At 62.7% G+C, this 19,426-nt stretch carries 20 protein-coding genes and 1 pseudogene; 18 read left to right on the top strand and 3 right to left on the bottom strand.

Annotated elements, in window-relative coordinates:
• Window positions 1–12: 12 nt before the first annotated feature.
• The 13 genes and pseudogenes from V2J18_RS19885 to V2J18_RS19825 all read left to right on the top strand — a co-directional run.
• Window positions 13–320: pseudogene (locus tag V2J18_RS19885) on the top strand (transketolase-like TK C-terminal-containing protein); the annotation flags it as partial.
• A gap of 105 nt (window positions 321–425) precedes the next feature.
• Window positions 426–635: a hypothetical protein gene (locus tag V2J18_RS19880; RefSeq protein WP_336132675.1), complete on the top strand. Its 210-nt coding sequence runs from the start codon at window positions 426–428 to the stop codon at window positions 633–635.
• Window positions 636–640: 5 nt separating this feature from the next.
• Entirely contained in the window at window positions 641–1,570 is a 930-nt protein-coding gene (locus V2J18_RS19875) for a hypothetical protein (protein WP_336132674.1), read from the top strand.
• A 154-nt stretch (window positions 1,571–1,724) separates the two neighbouring features.
• A complete protein-coding gene (locus tag V2J18_RS19870) occupies window positions 1,725–2,417 on the top strand; it encodes a hypothetical protein (RefSeq protein ID WP_336132673.1) in 693 nt (230 codons plus the stop codon).
• Window positions 2,398–3,537: a helix-turn-helix domain-containing protein gene (locus V2J18_RS19865; RefSeq protein WP_336132672.1), complete on the top strand. Its 1,140-nt coding sequence runs from the start codon at window positions 2,398–2,400 to the stop codon at window positions 3,535–3,537. Before V2J18_RS19870 ends, V2J18_RS19865 begins: the two co-directional genes overlap by 20 nt.
• Window positions 3,538–4,580: 1,043 nt before the next feature.
• Window positions 4,581–4,841, top strand: coding sequence for a transcriptional regulator (locus tag V2J18_RS19860; RefSeq protein WP_336132671.1), 261 nt, complete (start codon window positions 4,581–4,583; stop codon window positions 4,839–4,841).
• Between the two features lie 118 nt (window positions 4,842–4,959).
• On the top strand, window positions 4,960–6,021 hold the full coding sequence (locus tag V2J18_RS19855; protein ID WP_336132670.1) for a hypothetical protein: 1,062 nt from the start codon (window positions 4,960–4,962) through the stop codon (window positions 6,019–6,021).
• Window positions 6,018–6,656, top strand: coding sequence for a hypothetical protein (locus V2J18_RS19850; protein ID WP_336132669.1), 639 nt, complete (start codon window positions 6,018–6,020; stop codon window positions 6,654–6,656). The genes V2J18_RS19855 and V2J18_RS19850 overlap by 4 nt, the downstream gene beginning before the upstream one ends.
• Window positions 6,657–6,966: 310 nt before the next feature.
• Window positions 6,967–7,491: a hypothetical protein gene (locus V2J18_RS19845; protein ID WP_336132668.1), complete on the top strand. Its 525-nt coding sequence runs from the start codon at window positions 6,967–6,969 to the stop codon at window positions 7,489–7,491.
• A 184-nt stretch (window positions 7,492–7,675) separates the two neighbouring features.
• Entirely contained in the window at window positions 7,676–8,074 is a 399-nt protein-coding gene (locus V2J18_RS19840) for a hypothetical protein (RefSeq protein WP_141233411.1), read from the top strand.
• 33 nt (window positions 8,075–8,107) lie between these two features.
• Complete coding sequence (locus V2J18_RS19835; RefSeq protein WP_064747417.1) at window positions 8,108–9,466, top strand: peptidoglycan-binding protein; 1,359 nt, start codon at window positions 8,108–8,110, stop codon at window positions 9,464–9,466.
• 174 nt (window positions 9,467–9,640) lie between these two features.
• Window positions 9,641–10,183, top strand: a complete 543-nt coding sequence (locus V2J18_RS19830) for a lysozyme inhibitor LprI family protein (RefSeq protein WP_064747418.1) — start codon at window positions 9,641–9,643, stop codon at window positions 10,181–10,183.
• A 36-nt stretch (window positions 10,184–10,219) separates the two neighbouring features.
• Window positions 10,220–10,717, top strand: coding sequence for a hypothetical protein (locus V2J18_RS19825; RefSeq protein WP_064747419.1), 498 nt, complete (start codon window positions 10,220–10,222; stop codon window positions 10,715–10,717).
• Window positions 10,718–10,870: 153 nt separating this feature from the next.
• Here V2J18_RS19825 and V2J18_RS19820 read toward each other — a convergent pair whose 3' ends face one another.
• A complete protein-coding gene (locus V2J18_RS19820; protein WP_075575054.1) occupies window positions 10,871–11,833 on the bottom strand; it encodes an alpha/beta fold hydrolase in 963 nt (320 codons plus the stop codon).
• 546 nt (window positions 11,834–12,379) lie between these two features.
• Here V2J18_RS19820 and V2J18_RS19815 point away from each other — a divergent pair.
• The 3 genes from V2J18_RS19815 to V2J18_RS19805 all read left to right on the top strand — a co-directional run bounded on the left by V2J18_RS19815 (window position 12,380) and on the right by V2J18_RS19805 (window position 13,712).
• Window positions 12,380–12,724 (top strand): hypothetical protein, encoded by a 345-nt coding sequence (locus tag V2J18_RS19815; RefSeq protein WP_064747421.1) that lies wholly within the window; start codon window positions 12,380–12,382, stop codon window positions 12,722–12,724.
• 137 nt (window positions 12,725–12,861) lie between these two features.
• The gene (locus tag V2J18_RS19810; RefSeq protein ID WP_064747423.1) at window positions 12,862–13,455 is read left to right on the top strand and encodes a lysozyme inhibitor LprI family protein; all 594 of its coding nucleotides are present in this window, start codon (window positions 12,862–12,864) and stop codon (window positions 13,453–13,455) included.
• A gap of 68 nt (window positions 13,456–13,523) precedes the next feature.
• Window positions 13,524–13,712, top strand: coding sequence for a hypothetical protein (locus V2J18_RS19805; RefSeq protein ID WP_141233413.1), 189 nt, complete (start codon window positions 13,524–13,526; stop codon window positions 13,710–13,712).
• A gap of 76 nt (window positions 13,713–13,788) precedes the next feature.
• Here V2J18_RS19805 and V2J18_RS19800 read toward each other — a convergent pair whose 3' ends face one another.
• Both V2J18_RS19800 and V2J18_RS19795 read right to left on the bottom strand, forming a co-directional pair.
• Entirely contained in the window at window positions 13,789–14,478 is a 690-nt protein-coding gene (locus tag V2J18_RS19800) for a hypothetical protein (protein WP_064747427.1), read from the bottom strand.
• Window positions 14,479–14,554: 76 nt separating this feature from the next.
• Window positions 14,555–16,267: a M91 family zinc metallopeptidase gene (locus tag V2J18_RS19795; RefSeq protein WP_336132667.1), complete on the bottom strand. Its 1,713-nt coding sequence runs from the start codon at window positions 16,265–16,267 to the stop codon at window positions 14,555–14,557.
• 389 nt (window positions 16,268–16,656) lie between these two features.
• Between V2J18_RS19795 and V2J18_RS19790 the strand changes: the two genes are divergently transcribed.
• Together V2J18_RS19790 and V2J18_RS19785 are read left to right on the top strand one after the other, a co-directional pair.
• Entirely contained in the window at window positions 16,657–18,456 is a 1,800-nt protein-coding gene (locus V2J18_RS19790) for a caspase family protein (protein WP_336132666.1), read from the top strand.
• A gap of 193 nt (window positions 18,457–18,649) precedes the next feature.
• A complete protein-coding gene (locus V2J18_RS19785; RefSeq protein WP_141233414.1) occupies window positions 18,650–19,243 on the top strand; it encodes a hypothetical protein in 594 nt (197 codons plus the stop codon).
• Window positions 19,244–19,426 lie beyond the last annotated feature (183 nt).

The raw sequence follows: 19,426 nt of genomic DNA, 5'->3' as shown, positions 1-19,426 counted from the left end.
GTGCTTGATATGGCGGCCGTGATGGAAGTGCCGGACCGCCGCCAGGGTTCGGCCATCGCCGCGACCGACTACATCCGCATGTACCCGGAACAAGTCCGCGCCTACGTGCCGATGCGTTACACCCTGCTCGGGCACCGATGGCTTCGGCCGCAGCGCCCCCGCGCCTACCTGCGCCGCCACTTCGAAGTCGACCGCTACTACATCGCCCACGCCGCCATCGCGGCGCTGGCGGCGGAAGGCAAGATGACCGGGAAGGATGTGGCTCGGGCGATCAAGCAGTACAAGATCGATGTGGGGAACAGAATCCGTTGGGGGTTTGAGGAGCGCGAGCAGAAGGCACTAATGAGCCAAGCTGCTTGCGTCTCGCATTCTGAGATGATAAGGAGCTAAGCTAAATGCGTCCATCAGGAGAAGTGGAGGCAGTCATGGCCAAGGATGAAAAGAACTTAGCCAACTTCCTATCTAGTTACGAAAAGTCTGCTACGAAAATGCTTCGTGAGCTTCAGTCGTCCCAAAGTTTCGGCGGAACGCTGAAAATAGACGTGGGAAGGGTTGTCGTCGGAAAGCGCGATGGGTTGAGGGCTCTTGAAAAATTAAAGCAGATTGATCTAGGGCGCTTAGCAAAGATCAGGTGAGTTCTATGGCAGCAGGAAGCTCCGCATTAGTACTCCTTGCACTGTTGATCAGCGGGTATTTGTTCAATCTGATCTTTTACCCATTTCGCTATTTCAGCAGTAAGGCTGAAGGACAAAAGTTATTTTTCATGGCTGCAGGCGCCGGGCTCGTGCTCGGCGCCTTTGTTTTTGGAGTAACGGGCATTTTGAGATCGGCTCCTTATTTGCAAGGGGGCTTTATCCTGGCGATTGGCAGGGCAATCGACATCGCTATTCCCGTTCCCTACGCATGTCGTCTATTACTGACTATCGTGGTGGCTGTGGGCGGTGCTTTAGCATTGAATTTTATTCTGTGGCTCCGATATGGGCGTACCGGGCGCCCCACAGCCAAGCGTGTCTATAATAAGTTGACAGATAATTTTGGAAATGCGCTTTGCCAGCTCTTGAGGAAAGCTGCGGATAATCAAAAATTGGTTCTCATCACTCTTAAGTCTAGAAAAATATACTGCGGTCGTATTTTAGAAGTTCCGCCAAATATAGAAAATTCAGATGCGTGCGTAGAGATACTCCCTTCCTTTTCGGCGTATAGAGATAAAGACACTCTTCGGATGGGGGGAGGGCGGACAGATTATCCTGTTATATCTCTTTGGGAGGCTAAGCAATATATTTATTCTAGAAAAGGTATTTTGGATTTCTTTGATAAGGGGGTCGCTGCTAATGGATTTGGTTATGCGGAGAGAATTGCTGTTGAGCGCGAGAAATTGGCTAACGATATCGCCGAGGCTCAAGCCGTCATTGACAAGTTCGGTGATTTTGATCCGGACGGAATTAGTGACTGGATCAAGGTGATAGCAATTAAAGAAATCGAATCCGCGTCATTCTATGATCCAGACGCATACAAGGCATGGTTCTCTTCGCCTAAAGACAACACAAGTGAATCTGATTTGGCGATATAGCCCAGCCTAAGCGATGATCCCGCCTACGTTGGGGGCTTGATGAGGACGCATGTTGATGCGCGTAATTCCTACTAAAACAATGAGTTGAAATGGATTAGGGGGCTCTATTAGCTGCAACATGCTGCTTGACAAATCTCCCGATTGGCACTAAAAGGTGCTTTACAAATCCAAGCGAGAGAACAGTCAAGTGAGCGATTTGGCAACCCCCGAAGAGTTTTCCCCTGAGCTGAGCGGTAAGCGACTTAGCGTTGTGGGGGAGGTGATGCTTGATGTACTTACAAAGGCGATTACCGCAACAAGTACGAAATACGATTGCTCATATTCTCGTGCTGTTCTTCCCTGGGCATGGATTAAGAACGCACTCTTATTGCTTGTGCGTTCTAAAGATCATGAGTGGCTGACAATCCGCCACGCAGGCAATGACTTAGTCATTGGGATCGGTGACGTGCCGGTCCGGTTCTTTATCGATGATCATACGAAACCCCGTAAGGCAAGGGTTTTGAGCCCTACTGAAGGCGAAGCAGGGCAATTGCCGCTAGACTTTGGAACTCAGCCCGATACCACTCCAGCGCTCTGGCGTTTTATCGTTGAGCGCGCACTGACAGATATCGACGAAAATAGAGTTTTCTTCGTCGGATACAACGTGATTGGGGAAATTGTTGCCAAGTGGCAATTTACTGAATCTGTCCGTGCTTTCCGCTCTACTGATAACGATATCCCAGCGGCTGCACACTTGGATCCTATCTCGCTCACGCCAATTTTTGGCGATGAGCGTGTTGAGGCAGAGGGGGGGCTAGAGCCCCATATTTCCTCTAAGGAAATTGATAATGAGCGGCGTGCGGGATAGTGTTTTTAATGGGGGGCAGATGCGCTTGGCGCGTCATTATTTAGGTCTCACGCTCCAAGATATTGCTGATATCGTTGGCAAGACCCGACAATTTATTTCACAACTCGAAACAGGAAAGGCAAAGCCTGGGGTAAATGACCCGATTGTCGATCTTTTGGCCGAGGCGCTGAAGGTAAGGCCCAGCTTCCTTTTTAGCTTTTCTGTGCCACAAATAGCTGAAGAGCAAGCGCACTTTCGCAAGCTTGCAACAACTAAGGCGAGTACGCGACAGACCGTTCTTGCGAGGGGGTCAATTTTTGACCAAGTTGTTGAGTATATCGACAGGCATGTAAAGCTGCCGGCCGTGGATTTTCCGGATTATTCTGGCTTCGAGACCGCGGAAGAAATAGAGCGTGCATCAGAGCGGCTTCGAGCACATTGGGGCCTGGGGTTAGGGCCCATTTCTCATATGGTGCGGGTGGTTGAGCGAGCTGGCGCAGTTGTGGCTTTCTTTCGGGAGGCATCTACCGAAGTAGATGCCCTTTCAATCACATCTCGCCGGCCAGTCATTGTCCGCAATGATGCGAAGAGAAGTCCCTTTAGGCAGCGATTTGATATTGCACATGAGCTCGGTCATTTAGTTCTGCATGAAGGACATGTGACGGGAGATAGGAAAACCGAAACCGAGGCGAACAGGTTCGCTTCAGCATTCTTGCTGCCTCGCTCCACTTTTCTGAAAGCTTTTCCGAGACGTGGGGGGCGTCTAGATTGGTCAGGTATCCGCGATCTGAAGCTCACCTTTATGGTTAGTAAGGCAGCGATTTTGTATCGCGCTAAATCTCTTGGTTTGATTGATGACGCTCAATACTTAAGCGCGGTTATTACACTCAAGAACCGAGGTGAAGCTATTGAGGAAGCGGAAGATGCTTTGGCTGTCAAAGAAGATGGCGAGGTCGTCGTGCAGGCGCTGCAGATTATGAAGAGTGTGCACGGTATAGGGTTCACGCGTTTAGCTAATGACTTGGGAGTGCTTCCAGATTTTCTTTCTAAGATCATCCCTGCTCCTATCGAGGAGTCTATGGATGTTGAGTCTGAGGGGCGCGTGATGCGTCCTTTTTTGAGAGTCGTTGACGTGAAGTAGTCTTAACTTGAGCCAACAGAATGGTAGCGTATGGACGTAGCTAACTGCTCGATTGGTGATTCACCTAGATATGCTCAAGCCGTCTATCATATGGGTGATGCAGAGCGCGAGGCTTTGCGTGGATATTTCTCTTGCACTGTTTGTAATGCGGCGGCATGGTTCCGAAGGCCCGCAGTAAACAACAGGACGGCGTGCTTCGCAGCCCACCATGTCGATGGTTGTATTTATAAGACCGAAATTTTGGGAGATCCGTGGGGCGACGGAGCGGACGGGGAAGCCTATGAGTGTATCAATCGTGGCCAGATTATTCAGATTGATCTGAATAATGGCGCCGATGCGCTTGGCGGGATTGATCCAGTGCCGGGCCAAGCGAGGCAGCGTGTTGGGGGGCGAGCGCACAGGCTGCAGGGTGATCTACCCCGGGAGGGTAGGACGCATAGGCGTCTTAGTTCACTACTTCGGCTACTGGTTACGGTGCCAGAATTCAGAAATTCCACGCAGCTCGTCGTTCTCGCTGGACATGATCCTGTGCGAGTTTGCGATTTTTTTAAGCCTTTTCAAGGGCAAGCCGATGGGCCGGGTGATTTTGGAGGGTATTGGGGGCAGATATCCTACACACGAGCAAGTGGTGGCGGGAACGCCGGCCCACAACTTTGGCTGCTTATGGATGGTGATAACTCTATAAACTGCCATCTGGACGAGGCTCTTACTACAGCACTTCTTCAGCGCGCATCAGTAGAGACGCGGGAGGCCTTGCAAGGGATGTACTTGCTGGTCTTGAAAAGTCCATATGCTATGCGGACCGGAAAATATGCACTTAAAATCCGCGACACACTACATATCGCATTTCGCCGTGCGTAAGCTTCTAGTAAATATTGCTGCTGGGCGCTATTTTAACAATGGCAGAGTGTTTCCGGCATAATACGTTTATCGTAATTACGATAAACGAAATTGACGGACCTGTTTGAGCGTGGTTTCTTCTGCTTCAGGACTCTATGAAATGTTCTGGGGCTGGTGTTTCACCAAAGCAGAAGGAACTAGGCATGTCTGTACGTTTGCCGCAGGAAACAGCCGCGGTCCGCATCAACCGCTACGAAAAGGCCGTCCACGACGCCGATCTGGCCACCGCGCGCCGCATCGCGCAATCGCTGGGCGTCCCGCTCGCCTTCCTCTACGCCGACACCGACGTGCTGGCCGAGGCCATCCTGACCCTGGGCCTGCTGTCCAAGGCCGAGCAGCGCAAGGCCGTGGCCGACCTCAAGGCCCGGCTGGCGCAGGCAGGGGCGTCTGGCGAGAAGGGCTGAGGAATCGGTTGCATCGGTGCTGGTTGTCCGGCAGCGGACGACTGTGTCTTTGCCCCGCCACAGCCGCTGACCTAAGCTGCTTCGCGATCGCGAGGCGGCTGTCAGGGAGGGCGAAACTATGAGTAGCGTCGATGTTTTTAGAGCCTGCACGGCGTGGCTCGCGTTCCTGTTTCTCTCGACCCAGGCCGCTTCGGCCGCGCCGCCGGATAGCGACGCCGCCCGGGTTCAAGCGCGGCCCCGTGTAGGCATCGACGACTTTCTGCGCTGGCCGCTGCAAGGGCCGCAGGGGTACGACCGGGCGCTCCGCGCGCTATTGGCGCTATATCCGTCTACTACCGGCCACCAAGACCCGCCGGAGGTGTACAGCCGTAGTCCGGTCGGGCTAGTTGATGGCTTCGTTGCGGCTGGCGTACAGATCGACAACCGATATTGGCATCGCCCGGTGGTGTCGATCTTCGTCGCCGACCGGCCGTGCTACCCGATGCAGCGCGCTGCGGCGCTGGCCGGCCTTCGCTGGCACGCGTCAACGGCACCGGGCTCGGCGCCGCGCAGCTTCAGTGCGCGCCGCAACGACATGGAGCTGACGCTCACCGAGTCCGCCGCCCAGCCGCGTTGTCTGGGCGATATCAGCTTCCTGCACTTGAAGACCGAACGACGGCAGCCGCTTTATCGGCTTAGCCAAGCGTCCGAGTACCCGGACCTTACGCCCGAAGCGGTGGGGCATAGGGCGCTGCGGCTGTTGGATGGACTGGACACGATGGAGCAACTGTCGCTCGAACAGGTCATCGCCCAAACCGGCCTGCCGCTGAGATACGCACCCAAAGGCAAGGTCTACGCGTTCACCGTGCAGATGCCCGATTCGCCCTGGTACTACGGCCTCAACTATCGCGACGGACAGGGTAGGGCGGTGGAACTCGAATATGCCTATGCCGGCGACACCCAGCCCAAGGGAGCGCCCCTTTGTCCCCTGACGGTCGATGAGGTCGCAAAGCGGCTCAAGGACGATGGCTTCACTCCATGGATCGATGTGGACGAGCTTGGTCGGAACTTGGCCTACTACTTCGAACGCACGCCGCTCATCGTCCGATTGGTTCCGGGCCCGAGTACGCCCGGCAGCACGGCTGGAACGCACCGGTTGTGCCTGGCGCAACTGATGATTACGGCGAAGGGCCAACCATGAAGTCCATGGCGATTTCCCGTGGTAGCGTCATTGCGATGCTGCTGTGTTCGATGATGTCAAGCGCCTGCGCGTACGCCCCGAAAGACAAGAGAGCTACGGGGACCTTCGATCCGGTGCCGGTCGATACTTACAGAATCAGTCAGGCAAGTGAATCTCCTGAACTGACAGCCGAGGAAGCCGGGCGACGTGTCCTGAGTCTCGTCGACCGGCTTGAGTCGATGGACGAGCTTTCGCTGGAGCAGGTGATTGCGCGAACCGGAATGCCGCTCAAGTACGCTCCGGCTGGCAAGGTGCATGCCTTCGCCGTAGAGCTGGCCCAGGACGCTGGGTTCTACAACGTCATCTATCGTGACAAGGGCGGGCGGCGCTTCGTCGAAATACGCTACGAGGCGCCTGACAACCCGCGGACGGCTGACGCATTTCCATGCGCACTGGGTGCGACCGCGGTTGCGGAGCGTCTGAAGACCCTGGGCTATGGCATGACCACCGACATCGACGAGATGGGACGCACGCTCGAACATGTTTTCAGTCGAAACGAAGTGCGCATTCGGGCCGTGCCGAGTCGGCACAGCATGCCCGGTCCGCTCGGAATAGATTCCTGTGTGGAAGTTTTGACCATTCAGTCGAAAGATTGATGGATGGTGGACGCCTCAGCGGAACCTACTAAATTCCGTCTTGCCAGTCTCGAAGTGTGCTTATTACCGCGGCGCGCTACTCCTGGTTCTCTGTCAGTTGCAGCAGGGTTCCCGTATGCTCGCCACATCTGCAGAGCGAGCGGTGCATGGAATGCGCAACTTTGAGTTTCGTCGCTTTGAACCGTCGGGACGGGTTGTCGGCCGAGCATCGCGATCGCTATTAGCGGCGGTGGCGCTTCTTGTACTAGGCAGCGCGTGCGCGCACGAGCCCAAAGTCAACCCATCCGTGCCTCCCAAGGAGCCGCACGACATGACGTCGACCGAGCCTTTCCGGCCCAGTTCCCCCTCCGAGTATCCCGAGCTGACTCCGCTGGAGGTCGGCAATCGGGTGCTCCGGCTGTTGGACGGTTTGAAAACCACCGATGGTCTTACCGTTGATGAAGTGGCAGCCAAGACCGGCATTCCGTTGAAGTACGACCCCCGTGGTAGGGCCCATGGGCTCATCATCAAGCTGCCGGACTCACCCTGGTTCTACAGCGTGATCTTTCGCGGCTCCAAGCCGCCCAAAGCCGTCGAACTGAACTATGCGTACGACGGCGATACTCCGCCGACCGGGCAGCCGCTGTGCGGCTTGGAGTTGGACGTGGTCGCCAAGCGGCTGAAAGATGACGGCTTCATGATGCGGATCGATGAAGATGGGATCGGCCAACCGCTCGCATACATCTTTCGTCGTGACCGTGTCGATGTGATGGCGGTCCTCGGTTCGAGTCCTGCGGATGCGCGGTCGGTAGACCGTCTTTGCATCGGCCACTTATTGATTACCTTGGCTGACTAGCCGGAAATGAATCGGACTTCGGACGGAAATGTGCTTTAAGCGCAGCCGCGGGTATCACGTAGCCGAGGTCATGGCGATGGGGCAGAATGCGGTGGAGCACCGCGTAGCAGCCACGATGAGATATGTATGAAGTGGCTGGAGCGTCTTGCCAAATACTACTAGCGGAAGATTGCGAGGCGAAGCGATGAACGGATTGATCCATGCGCTGGCAACTGCACTGTTGAGTGTTGGACTGGGCGCTAACGCTCATGCGGCCGGTTCGGTCGCGAAGGCGAAATACCCCAAAGAGGTGGTTGGTATATGGCAAGGGGGCGGGCCAACCTGCGAACTGCCGGGGAATCTCGATAGCGATAGCCGGATGGATATCCGGCCTAACAAGCTCGTCGATTACGAGCAGTGGAGCGAGCCGGTAAGCGTGGTTCAAATCTCCACGAGGCCGAAGGCCTGGCGGATCAAGTCTCGCCTCCATATCGACGGGGAGGCTGTGGACAACTACGAGGTTTTCGCCATCAGCGGGGAAGATTCGGGGCTGCTGACGATCATTGACGAGAACAGGTCAGCAAAGTACGTGCGTTGTCGTTGAAGCATCGTAGACCGCGACGAGGAGAATAACGACATGGATCGATTTCAGAACTCGAACGAAGGCATTGCTACGGTCAACTACCGCGTCATCCAAAAAGGGGTGTCGGTCAACATTCCGGTTGGAAGTTTCGATAGCCTGGTGACACACCATCCTTTTGACAATCAGGACGCCGTGGTTTCGAACGGCAGGGTGATTCGCGCGCAGCCTGGGCGGCGTCATGCGCTGATCGGTGGCGAGGTTCAGGAGATCGCTATAAGCGGCGAGCGTGGCGCGCTCAACTTGACCGAGGACCAAGTACTTTTAAAAAAGGATTTCATGCTGGAGGACTCCCGCATTCCTTCAGGCGGTCGTGGTGTTCGCGATGTTGATGTTCCCTCGCCCGTGGCTGGTTATGTTGGACGGTGCAACGCGGCAGAAGGGCTGGTCGACATTTACGACCGTAAGGGCGGAGAGGTCATTGCGCGGATTCGGCATATGCAGCCGATTCACGTCCAAGAAGACACAGAAGTGGCGTACGGGCAGTCGCTGGGTATGCAGAACAACCAGGCGACAGCGAAAGTGCACGTGCACATGGAGGTCGATACGCGTTACTACAAGCATTACGAAAATTATGTCGACGATCTCGTCAGTGGTCGGCTATCCATCGACCCAGCACGCCGCAACCAGGGCATCGGAGCCCGTCCCGTCATCGACGATGGGGTGATCCGCATCGGTGAGACATCCGGCGTCGTCGAGCAGTTGCAACGCGTACTCAACGAGCAAGGCTACTTGGATGCCAATGGTCAGCGGCTGCCGGAGGACGGGGTCTACCGGCTATCGATGCAGGCCGCGGTTATTCGCTACCAAGATGCCAACGGCTTGCCGCGTACCGGCGATATCGATCCGGCGACGTTGCAGCAGGCCTTGCCGCGCGTGTTTCCGTCGGAGTTGAACCGTCCCCTGGAGGAGCGCGGTCTGCCGAGCTATCTCGGTCCGCTCGGTGCGGTCGGGCCTGCCGCGGCGCCCAGGAACGATCCCTTCCTGGTCCAAGCCGAGGCTGCGGTTCGGCGGATGGAGCAGGGGCTGGGACGGGGCTACGACGAGAACAGCGCGCGGCTGGCGGCCAGCGTGGCCGGCATGGCGCGCGAGGCGGGGCTGTCGAAGATCGACCACATCGTACTGAGCCAGGGTGCCGGCACGGTCCGCCCCGGCGAGTTCGTGTTCGCGGTGGAGGGCGCCTTGAACGACCCGGCGCATCGGCGTGCGCACATGCGGACCGACGAAGCTTTGGCCCAGCCGGTCGAACGGTCGTTGGAGAAGCTGCAGGCGGCCAACGAGGTTCAAGCCCGGCAGGCCACCCTGGAGGCCGATCAGCAAGGCCAGCACATGGCCCATCAGCCGCGAACGGTGTGAAGGGCATCGGCATGGCCCGATGTCCTTTAGCCGCGAAGTCGACCCAGGGCAGGTTATGAACAAGCCAGCGTTGATGGTTGCCGCCTATCTGTGGTTTCCGCTGCGGGCAGTTGCTGGTGCGAATTGCGGTGAAACCCATGAACAGTGCTGGGTAGCAATAAGAGGGATTGGGGCATGACTTTCAGGTGCATCAAGCATGCCGCTCTGGCGCTGGCCTTGTCGACGGCGTGTGCGGCCGCGGCAGCGGTCCGCCCTGCCGCCGCTGCGACCGCGACGCCGACCACGGCGGCGGCAGCGGAGGAGGACTGCTTTTCCGCTAGCGACCTCGCAACGCGCGAGCAGTGCTTCTTCAAGATGTCCGATGACGAGATTGCCGAGTGCGAGCGCATACGGCTGTTCGCATGTAGGCCTTATCGCGAGATGTATCGCTTGGATGAGGAGCTAGCCGCCTTGCAGCGCGAGGCCTTGGCCAGCGCGCGCAAGCGCTTCGCTTCCTATGTGGACGGCGATCCGGCTTATCTGGACGACTTGGCCGATTACCTGGCCAAGTCGGGTCAGGCCTGGGCGCAGTTCCGCGACATGGATTGCCTGCTGGAACCGCTCGCGCAAGGCATGTCGCGGCGCGAAGCCGAAAACTTGACCGAAGCCTGCCGTGCCGAGCGAACCCGGGCGCGTATCGCTCAACTGCGGAGTTTGTTCTTTCCGGGGGAGCGGTAGTCGGCGCTGGTTGGGGGAGGTAGGGGGACCGGACCGATGGACCGCTGGCGCGGCGACAAGGAGATCGATGTGGCGAGCAATGGGGCAGCTTTTTCGTGTGCGGTGGGTGTTGCCGCACTGGCTTGCGTGGTGGCGTTGTACGCCCATGCGGGCCAGCACGCGGAGTTCGCCGGCGACTGGGTGTATTCCAATTCCTGCCGCTTCGGCCACTTCGTCAATATGGAGATCACCCAGCAGGGCGCCAAGATCGCAGGGTCCTGGGCCGACGGCAGTCGCGTGCGCGGTTGGAATGGTGAGCTGCAGGGCGACGTGCGCGATGGGCGGGCCAGTCTGCGCCTGTGCACGCAGGACGACGCAAAGCCGGACTACGCTTGCCCGAACTTCGGTCAGGAGGCGGGCTATCTGCAGCGGTCCGGGCAGACGCTGCTGTGGTTCAGGTCGTCGTACATGGCGGAGCCGTACGCCGTGCTGGTGCCTGCGGGCAGCGAGGCGGACCGGGACCACGGCGAGGTCGATTGCCCGGACGAGGGCTAGCCACGCGTTTCGATCGCCGCGATACGTCGCCGTGGCGCGAAAGGCGCTGAAGTTCGGCATTCGGCGGCCGCCGACGTCAGGACGGGGGCGCCCGCGGCGCCCCCCGTCCATCGCCCAGCTACCGACCGCTGCGGTCGGCGCCGCCGACTTCGATCACGACGGCCGCGGCGCGGTCGGGCGCGTGCCGCCGTTGGCGCGTTCTGCGACGCCCGGGTTCCAGGCCAGGGTGCTGGCGTTCTTCAGGTGCGCGACGATGCCGTCGACGATCGTGTCGAGCAGCGGATGCGGCAGGTCGTGGCCCATGCCTTCGACGCCGTTCTGCGGGCCGCCCAGCCATTGCGCGCCGGGAATGGCGTCGCGGGTGGCGCGGCCGCCGGAGACGTTGATCAGCGCGTCTTCGTTGCCGTGGACGACCAGGGCCGGCAGGGTCAGGGTCTTGAGCGCCTTGGTGCGGTCGCCGGCGAGCAGGATCGCGCCGACCTGGCGCGCGCCGCCGCCGGGGTGGAGCGGGGCGCCGGTCGGGCCGACCGAGCGGTCGTAGGCGGCTTCGGCCAGCGCGCGGCGGCGCCCGGCTTCCGCGGCGGCATGGGTCTTCGAGCCGATCAGGTTGTACAGGCCGACGATGTGCTCGATCGCGGCGTCGCGGTCGCTCGGCAGCGGCTTGAGCAGGGCTTCGATCACGCCGGGCTGCGGGTGGCCGACCAGGAGGCTGCCGGTGGTGCTCATGATCGAGCACAGGCTGCGCGCGCGGTCCGGATAATCGATCGCCAACCGCTGCGCGATCATGCCGCCCATCGAGGCGCCGATCACGTCGGGCCGGTCGATGCCGAGGTGGTCGATCAACTGCACGGCGTCCTTGGCCATGTCGGCCAGGCGGTAGCCGTCGGCCGGCGGTTCCCCGGTCCGCCAGGTGGTCAGGCCGCTGTCGCGGTTGTCGAAGCGGATCACGTAGTGGTCGGCTTTCAGCGTGTCGACCAGTTCTTGCGGCCAATGGATCAGCTGCGAATTCAGGCCCATGATCAACAGCACGGGCGGGTTCTTCGGGTCGCCTTCGACCCGGTAGCACAGCTTGACGTCTTCGAGTTCAACGAATTGGTCTTCGGACTTGACGGCCATGAAGGTTCTCCGCGATGGGCATTGGGGGAAATGCGCAGGGATCTGGAACGTCCAACGTGTCTGGATTGCGACTCGCGCGATCGGGTTCGTCTGTCGTGGAGGCGAACTCGCCCGTGCCGCGTCGTGCCGGCGGCGACGTGCTGAGTGCGCGAGTCCGCCGCCGAAGCCTGTCGACGCGGCTTCGGCGGGTGCTGCTGGATATACGCTTGCATCGGATTCGATTCCGAGACGGCGTAATCGGACTTCGCCGGAGCGCGAAAGGATCACCGAAGCTAACCAAGGCGCACGGACGCTAACCGCCGTTCGGGCGCGTTCTCCGAGCGGTCGCACACCTGCATCGCGCGTCGCGTCGCGATTGCGGCGTGAGACGCCCCGCGAGGTTCCGGCGATTCGCGGAACATGCGCTGCGTTCTGCGCCGGTGTGCGCGGCGTCGGTCGGCGGGCTGTCCCCGCCGGATGCTTAACCGCGTTCGCCTCTACGGCGCCGGTGCGACGCTTTTGCGCCCAGCGGAATCCTTTGTGGTCATTGCACACCGAGGAGTCCGCATGTCCCGTCCATACGTCGCCCTGTTCTGCATGCTGTTGGCCGCCAGCCCGGTCGCTGCGGCCCAGCCGGCCGAATGCACGAAGTTGAATTCAACCTCGCAAATGGCTCGGGCGCGCGGCGCCGTGTTGATAAAACACGGGGACGAGCGCTACCTGCTGCGCCTGGCCAAGGAGTGCGACAGCGTCGCCAGCGCACGCCATCTGCGCATCGTGACCGACGGCGCCGAGCACCTGTTGTGCCCGCAGGGCAGCGAAGTGGTCAGCCCTTCGCGCCGTTGCGCGGTGACCTCGGTAGAGACGATCGACGCCGCCGAGTTCGAGCGCGCCCGGCTGCATCGCTACTGAGGCTCGCGCGTTCTGGCGGAACCGACGCTCGGCGGACTGGTTGAAGGCGCGCTACTGGCGGTCGGCGCGATGTGCCTACAATGGCAGCGAGCCGCCCGTGCGCGGCTGCCCACAAGGCCCGAAACGCAAGGACGACGATGCAACAAGCGACGGTTCGAACCGGCAGCGGCCGGGACATCCTTCGTGGCGCCGGCGGGCGCCGCTGGGGCGCCGCGATCGCGCTGATCCTGGCTGTCGTTCTTGTGCCGGGCGCTTACGCAGAGGAGGAGTCGCAGAACTCCGCTGCTGCCGACCGCGACCCCGACTGCATCGGCATCGGCGATACTCGGCAACGCGAAGCCTGCTTCGCCCGCTGGCCCGACAGCCGCATCGCAGAATGCGAGCGGATGCGGCTGTCCGCCTGCGCACCGTACCGCGACATGCACCGCCTGGAAGCGCGGCGGCTGAGCGTGGCGCGCTCGCTGATGAACCTGCTGCGGGCGAAGTACGCCAGCTACGTCGAGAACGACCCGGCCTATGTCGACGACCTGTCGGCCTACCTGCGCGCGGACGAACAGGCCTGGGCCGCGGCGCGCGATGCCGCGTGCGCGCTGGACCCCTTTGTCCAGGGCATGGCCCGACGCGAGGCGCCCGGACTGACCGAGGCCTGCCGAGTCGAGCGGACCCGGGAGCGAGTCGAGGCCCTGGAGGCCAGGAAAGCTGCGTTGCTGCGAGCAGCCGGAGTGGAGTGAGGTGGCGGTTCGCGTCTGTGGGAAGAGCGTTGTTGGTCGCCGGCGCCCAGCACGATAAGGATACGGGCATGACAGTATTGCGTTACCACGACGGCCAAGCGGTTCGACTCGGTGACGATGTGCGCTGGGGCAGCGAAGGGCGCGGGACGGTGGTGGTCCTGATCGCCGAACAGAAGGCCGTGCCTGGCTACACCGGGGTCGAGGCTCAGGGGCCTTCCCTCTGCGGCTGTGGCGGTGCCGGCGCGAGCGGCGACTGATTGCCGGACCCGCGCCGCAAACAAAAAACGGGCCGCAATCGCGGCCCGTTCTCTTAAGCCGTAGCGTTCGCCCGGCTTACTCGGCGAACTTGCCCGTTCCCACATCGAACCACGGCGTGCACAGCGACTGCGTCTGGACGCCGGCTTCGCCGGCCGCCCAGATCGTGCCGTGGGCGGTCTTGGTGGGAATGCGGAACTGCTTCTGCTCGAACGGCGCCACCGCGACGCACCAGCGCACGCGCTGCGGCGCCTGGTCGCCGAAGCGATGGACGAATTGATCGGCGTGTTCGCCGCCGGCCTTCAGTTCCAGGGCCAGCCCGGCGTGGCCGAGCGGGTCCATCGGGTTGGCGGCGGAGGCCGGCGCCGGGGCATGCAGCAGGGTGATGCCGCCGTCCTGGGTTTCCAGCCGCGGCGCGCCGATCGGGCCGGGGTTGTAGACGGCGCCGGCGCGGTCGCCGTAGCTGCCGCGGTCGAACACGGCCAGGGCGCGGTCGGCGCTGCCGTTGCGCAGGCGGTAGCGCACCAGCAGGGTGTTGCTGGCGGCGGTGTACTGGAACTCGGCGTGCAGGCTCACGTCCTGGCCGTCCTGCACGCGCAGGCGGGTGTCGGCGGTGGCGGCGGTGGATGCGGGTTGGGCGTTCATTGGGGTGTCTTCTGCAGGATGCGGTAGGCCATGCGCGCAGGCCGCGGCGGACAGGGCGGTCAGCACGGCGGCGGCGGCGAGCGCGCGTCGGGTGCGGGCGGCGGTGGTGCGGGTCGCGGTCATCTAGCGGCTCTCGGCATGGGTCGATTCACGGTAAGGCCAGGGCGTGTCGCGCCGGCGCGAAGGCCGGCGCCTGCGCTCAGCGGCGCATGCCGCCGGCGCTTTGGGTCGGCTCGGCCTGGGTCTGCTGGGCTTGCGCCTGCGCGGCCTGCTCCTGGCGGTCGGCGGCGTGCATGGCCTCGTGGCGCAGCTCCTGGCCGGCGGCTTGCCCGGCGAGTTGGCGGGTGGCGTCGCGGGCGGCGTTGCGGTCGCCGGATTCCATCGCCTGCAACAACGCGTCCAGATGGGCGTGGTTGTGGTTGTGCCCGCCGTTGCCGCCGGCGCCGGTCGCGCTGGGGTTGCCCGGGGCGGAGAAGGCGCTCTTGGCGTCGACGCTGTAGTTCTGCCGGCGCGCCAGGCCCATCTCGTCGCGCATGCCGTTCTCGGTCAGGTTGGCGGGGTTGGTCTTGGTGTCGGGCGTGGCCGCGTTGCGGTCGAAGTCGAAGGCGACACCGCTGTTGTCCAGGCCCACCGCCTGGCGCTCGAAGTTGCGCACGCTGCCCGAGTCCGGGCCGGTGCCGCTGTACACGCCCTGCTGCAGGGTGCCGCCGGTGATGTTGTAGGCGTGCGACATCTCGTGGTGCAGGACCACGGTCGGGGTTTCGAAGAAGTCGCTGTGGAAGGACGGGTTGTAGCTGATCACCGAATCCATGCCGGCGCCGCGCGTGGTGACGCCGGTGGCCGGGTCGGTCTGCAGGAAGGCGTCGTTGGTCAGCGAGGGGCCGGCGTAGCCGTTCATCTCGTTGCTCAGCTCGGTGATGCTGACGCTGTGGCCGGTGCCGACGAACGCGTTGGCGTTGCGGTCCAGCTCGGCCAGCATCTCGCGGCCGTTGTTGGACGAGCGCAGCATGTCCAGATCGGCCTCGACCCGCTGGCGGAACGCGTCCGACGAGCCGGCGGCGACGGTGACGCTGGCGCCGACATGGGTCGTCATGTCGACTTCGACCTGGGTGTTGCGCGCGCCGCGGGTGGCGGTGACGGTGTCTTCGCCGCTCTGGCCGTAGACGGTGTCGCGGCCGGCGCGGTTGTCGACGGTGTCGGCGCCGGCGCCGGTGTAGATGCGGTCGTTGCCCTGGCCGCCGCGCAGGACGTCGGCGTCCTGGCCGCCGGACAGGATGTCGTTGCCCTGGCCGCCTTCGAGGGTGTCGGCGCCGCGCCCGCCCTCGATGTAGTCGCGGCCCTGACCGCCGCGCAGGATGTCGTCGCCGTCGCCGCCGTAGACCACGTCGTTGCCGGCGCCGGCGTCGATGGTGTCGTTGCCGGTGTTGCCGAACACGTCGTCGCGGCCGCGGCCGGTGTTGATGACGTCGTCGCCGGCGCCGCCGTCGACGCGGTCGCGTCCGCGCCCGGTGGTGATGGTGTCGTTGCCGTCGCCGCCCTGCACGTCCATGTTGACGCGCACGTTGGAGGCGGCGTGGATGACGTCGTTGCCGTCGCCGCCGCGCACGCCGAGCTGCTGCTGGGCGGCGAGGGTGATCTCGAACGGCTGGCCGTTGATGTTGACGTCGAGCACGCCGTTGGCGCGCTGGCTGACCCGCACGTTGTCGTCGCCGGCGCCGCCGTTGATGACCAGGGTGTCGGCGAACTGGTCGCCGCCGGTCACCTGCTCGCGGCTGATGACGATGTCGCCCTGGCGGAACAGTTCCTGCGAGGTGATGCCCTTGCCGTCGGGCGTGCTGCGCGAGGTGTCGGCAGCGGGGCTGCCGGGCGGAACGACGCCGCCGTTGATGACGATCGGGGTGGGGCCGGCCATAAAACGATCTCCTTGGCGTTGCAGTGGCTGACGGTGAAAGGCGCGCGCGGCGCAGCCGTGTTCCTGCCGCGCGGCCTGGAGGTCGCCCGCTGCGGGCGACGTGGTGTGCCGACTATAGGGCGGGCCGCGGCGGCGAAGGAACTCGGGTCGTCCCCGCCCGTGCCTGCGGCCGCCCCGCCGGTCGGCGAAGCTGCACTCTGCCCCGGCCGGTGGCCGCGAAATCGGGAGCGCAGTCACAGGAACGGGTTGGGTCGCGCGGTCCGGCCACGGTGAAGGCGGTCCGGCGCAGGGGACGTTCAGGATTGGCTTCGGAAGGGCGGGGCCGGCGATGCCGTATCCTGCGGCCTGGCCGCCCGCTGCCGGGGAAAGGCGGAACGGAAAGGACTCCCATGAATCGTCGCATCGCCTTGTGCATCGGCGTCGCGGGCTACCACGCGGACGCGCTGAAGTTGGACAATCCAGTCAACGATGCGCGGCGCATCCATGCCGCGTTGCGTAACCGGGGCTTCGATTCGACCCTGCTGCCGGACCCGACGGCGGACGAACTCATCGATGCCCTGACGGTTTTGCGAGCGAAGATCGAACACCCCGCGGCCGGGCGGCTGCTGAGCGTGGTGTACTACGCCGGACACGCGATCGAGATCGGCGGTTTCGGCGTGCTGCTGCCGGCCGATACCCCGGCGCCGGTGACCATCGGCCCGATCCGCCGCAGCGGCGTACCCGTGCTGGAGGTCGTCGCCGCGCTGAAGGCCGGGCGCGGGCCGAAGGTGGTGATCGTGGATGCGTGCCGCAGTGCGATCGATGGCTGGAGCGACCTGCAACTACGCGATTTCGCCGCCTGGGCCGATAGCGAAACCAAGCGACTGGCGGGTGTGGACGTAGCCGGCGACTTGGCGCTCGCTTATTCCACCGCGTCGGGACAAACGGCTTCCGATGGCCGCACAGGCAGCCGCAACAGCCTGTACTGCGAAAAGCTCGAAACGGCCCTGTTGCGCCACGATGTCTCCATCGTGGAGGCGCTGACGCACTGCGGGCAGGAAGTGATCGCCGATACCGACGCCAAGCAGCGGCCGTGGGTGTACACGAACCTGAGCGGCAAGGCGGGGTTCAGCGATCTGCCGGCCTATGCGCTTGCGTCTTCGACCACCTTGGTCACGCAGCGCGGTGCGGTTACGCGGTTGCATGCGCGGGCGATGGACGGCGCGGTCGTGGCGAACCTGCATGCGCGCTTGCAAGTGCTGCACGACGGCGAGCTGGGCGGATTCATCGTGCACGGCCCGGCGTACACCGCAGCGGCAACGTGGGAGGACGACGTGTTTCTGGCCGGGCCGCATGCATTCGTATCGCTCGACACCCGCGCCGAGGCGCGGCAGGGAGCGGAATTTTTGCCGACAGCGGATGTGGCGATCGACTGCGAGGAGGTCCACGGCATCGCCGTATCTCCCGGCGGCGAGTTCGCGATCGTTCACGGCCAGGCCGGCTATGCGGTCATGAAGCGAAGCGATGGCGGCTGGCGCCAGCATTGCGTCGGCAAGCGGCCCGAGTGCGTGTACAGCGCGGTATTCCAGTCCGATCGCGTGGCCTATCTGGGCGGGTACGGCAACCATGTCGTGCGGCTGCGCTTGGACGGCGATACGCCGCGTGCGGACAGGATCGCGCTCGGCCGTTCCCTGCACGTTTACGATCTGGCCTGGCTCCCCGGACGAAACACGCTGGCTGCCGTATGCAACGATGGCTGGGTGGTCTGGATCGACCTTGCCGACGACACGGTCGAGCGTCTGCGGATGTTCGAATGGCCCAGCGTCGACGTGCCGGGCGCGTACGGACGCTTGCGCCGCGCCCAGCTCTCGCCGGACGAAGCCAGCCTGTATCTCGCCGACCGCGACCGGTTCGAGGCCGAAAACGGCGACGAGTTCTGGTTGCGGACCCAACATGCGCCGCGGCCGCCGGGATACGACTTGTTGTGCTGCGACGTGGCCGAGCAGGGCAGACTACTCGCGATCGGCGCCGACGCGGGACTGGTCTTCCTGGTCGATACTCGCAGCCGCGAGCACGTCGCCACCCTGGACGCGGGCAGCGACATCGGCGTGCGGCTGCAATGGATGACCTGCGCCGGCGACGGCGCGATCCACGTGCTGGGCCAGGACAACATCGTGCGTTGCTTCGAGCCGGTTCGGCCGTACGTGTGACACTCCCGCCCATGCCGGCGCTCGGCGCGGCATAACCGCCGCAAACGGCGCGATGAGCGCAACTTTTGGTTGTCGTTTCCGGCTTGCGCGACCTGAAGTAGGCTCGTGCCCAGACCTCGACAGGGTTGGGTCGGTTCGCTCGGCGTTCGCCGGCGGTGTCGGCGGGGTGCGATGGCTTGCCAGGGAGGCATGGATGCGTGGCGTGTTTCGTTGCTTTGGTTGGCTGTCGGTATTGAGCGTCTGCGCCTGCGGCCCCGGGCCGACGGCCGACGAATTGGCCGCCCGGTACCAGCGCAACCCGGCGCCGAAGCGGCCGTACCGGACCGAGCTGAAGACCGCGGATACGCCTGGGCCGTTCGCCAGAGCCGAAGGCTTCGTCGGTTTCGAGGCCCCCAACTGCACCTACATCCCCGACCGGATCGCGGGCGCGAGGTCGATGCCGTCGATCGATCTGCCTATGGCCTTTTCCAAGGTCGACGAGTCCACCTTCGTGGCGACGATCTACGCCGATGCGATGCTGGATCAGGACTACCGGCTGGGCGACGGCGTCTGCCACCGGGAACTGCGGAGCGTGAATGCCTGGCTCACGGCGACGAGTGCCAAGACCGATACCAGATACGTCGTCAACTTGTCTGGCGACGAGGCGATCGCACGAAGGTCGCAAACCAACTGCTACGTCATGGACAGATACCCTGGCGACGATCCGGAGGGGGGGCGGAATCCGGAAATCAACGTCGCGACTGGTTCAAGCCGGAATTCCAGAATCAACTGTTCTCAATCACCATGACGGCGAAGGCCGGGAAACCATGAGGACGACGGCCAAGTTTGAATCCGCCCGTGTCCCGCTACTTTGGGTTGCCGTTGTTGCCGTCCCGCGCCTGCCGTAAGCTCTGCCGTAACAGATCCGAGCCGGATCGTCGTGCGTCGAGCGCCGACGTGCCGCGTTCCATAACCGTCCTGCCATGGAGGC

It is taken from the genome of Lysobacter firmicutimachus, assembly GCF_037027445.1.
In the GTDB taxonomy this organism is placed as follows: domain Bacteria; phylum Pseudomonadota; class Gammaproteobacteria; order Xanthomonadales; family Xanthomonadaceae; genus Lysobacter; species Lysobacter firmicutimachus.
The sequence above is the reverse complement of the archived record's forward strand: the minus strand, read 5'-3'. Positions and strand labels throughout refer to the sequence as shown.

Excerpts from the sequence above, each read along its gene's own strand:
- V2J18_RS19880 (WP_336132675.1), top strand. The coding sequence starts at position 426 with ATGGCCAAGGATGAAAAGAACTTAGCCAACTTCCTATCTAGTTACGAA.
- V2J18_RS19875 (WP_336132674.1), top strand. The coding sequence starts at position 641 with ATGGCAGCAGGAAGCTCCGCATTAGTACTCCTTGCACTGTTGATCAGC.
- V2J18_RS19865 (WP_336132672.1), top strand. The coding sequence starts at position 2,398 with ATGAGCGGCGTGCGGGATAGTGTTTTTAATGGGGGGCAGATGCGCTTG.
- V2J18_RS19860 (WP_336132671.1), top strand. The coding sequence starts at position 4,581 with ATGTCTGTACGTTTGCCGCAGGAAACAGCCGCGGTCCGCATCAACCGC.
- V2J18_RS19855 (WP_336132670.1), top strand. The coding sequence starts at position 4,960 with ATGAGTAGCGTCGATGTTTTTAGAGCCTGCACGGCGTGGCTCGCGTTC.
- V2J18_RS19850 (WP_336132669.1), top strand. The coding sequence starts at position 6,018 with ATGAAGTCCATGGCGATTTCCCGTGGTAGCGTCATTGCGATGCTGCTG.
- V2J18_RS19845 (WP_336132668.1), top strand. The coding sequence starts at position 6,967 with ATGACGTCGACCGAGCCTTTCCGGCCCAGTTCCCCCTCCGAGTATCCC.
- V2J18_RS19840 (WP_141233411.1), top strand. The coding sequence starts at position 7,676 with ATGAACGGATTGATCCATGCGCTGGCAACTGCACTGTTGAGTGTTGGA.
- V2J18_RS19835 (WP_064747417.1), top strand. The coding sequence starts at position 8,108 with ATGGATCGATTTCAGAACTCGAACGAAGGCATTGCTACGGTCAACTAC.
- V2J18_RS19830 (WP_064747418.1), top strand. The coding sequence starts at position 9,641 with ATGACTTTCAGGTGCATCAAGCATGCCGCTCTGGCGCTGGCCTTGTCG.
- V2J18_RS19825 (WP_064747419.1), top strand. The coding sequence starts at position 10,220 with ATGGACCGCTGGCGCGGCGACAAGGAGATCGATGTGGCGAGCAATGGG.
- V2J18_RS19820 (WP_075575054.1), bottom strand. The coding sequence starts at position 11,833 with ATGGCCGTCAAGTCCGAAGACCAATTCGTTGAACTCGAAGACGTCAAG.
- V2J18_RS19815 (WP_064747421.1), top strand. The coding sequence starts at position 12,380 with ATGTCCCGTCCATACGTCGCCCTGTTCTGCATGCTGTTGGCCGCCAGC.
- V2J18_RS19810 (WP_064747423.1), top strand. The coding sequence starts at position 12,862 with ATGCAACAAGCGACGGTTCGAACCGGCAGCGGCCGGGACATCCTTCGT.
- V2J18_RS19805 (WP_141233413.1), top strand. The coding sequence starts at position 13,524 with ATGACAGTATTGCGTTACCACGACGGCCAAGCGGTTCGACTCGGTGAC.
- V2J18_RS19800 (WP_064747427.1), bottom strand. The coding sequence starts at position 14,478 with ATGACCGCGACCCGCACCACCGCCGCCCGCACCCGACGCGCGCTCGCC.
- V2J18_RS19795 (WP_336132667.1), bottom strand. The coding sequence starts at position 16,267 with ATGGCCGGCCCCACCCCGATCGTCATCAACGGCGGCGTCGTTCCGCCC.
- V2J18_RS19790 (WP_336132666.1), top strand. The coding sequence starts at position 16,657 with ATGAATCGTCGCATCGCCTTGTGCATCGGCGTCGCGGGCTACCACGCG.
- V2J18_RS19785 (WP_141233414.1), top strand. The coding sequence starts at position 18,650 with ATGCGTGGCGTGTTTCGTTGCTTTGGTTGGCTGTCGGTATTGAGCGTC.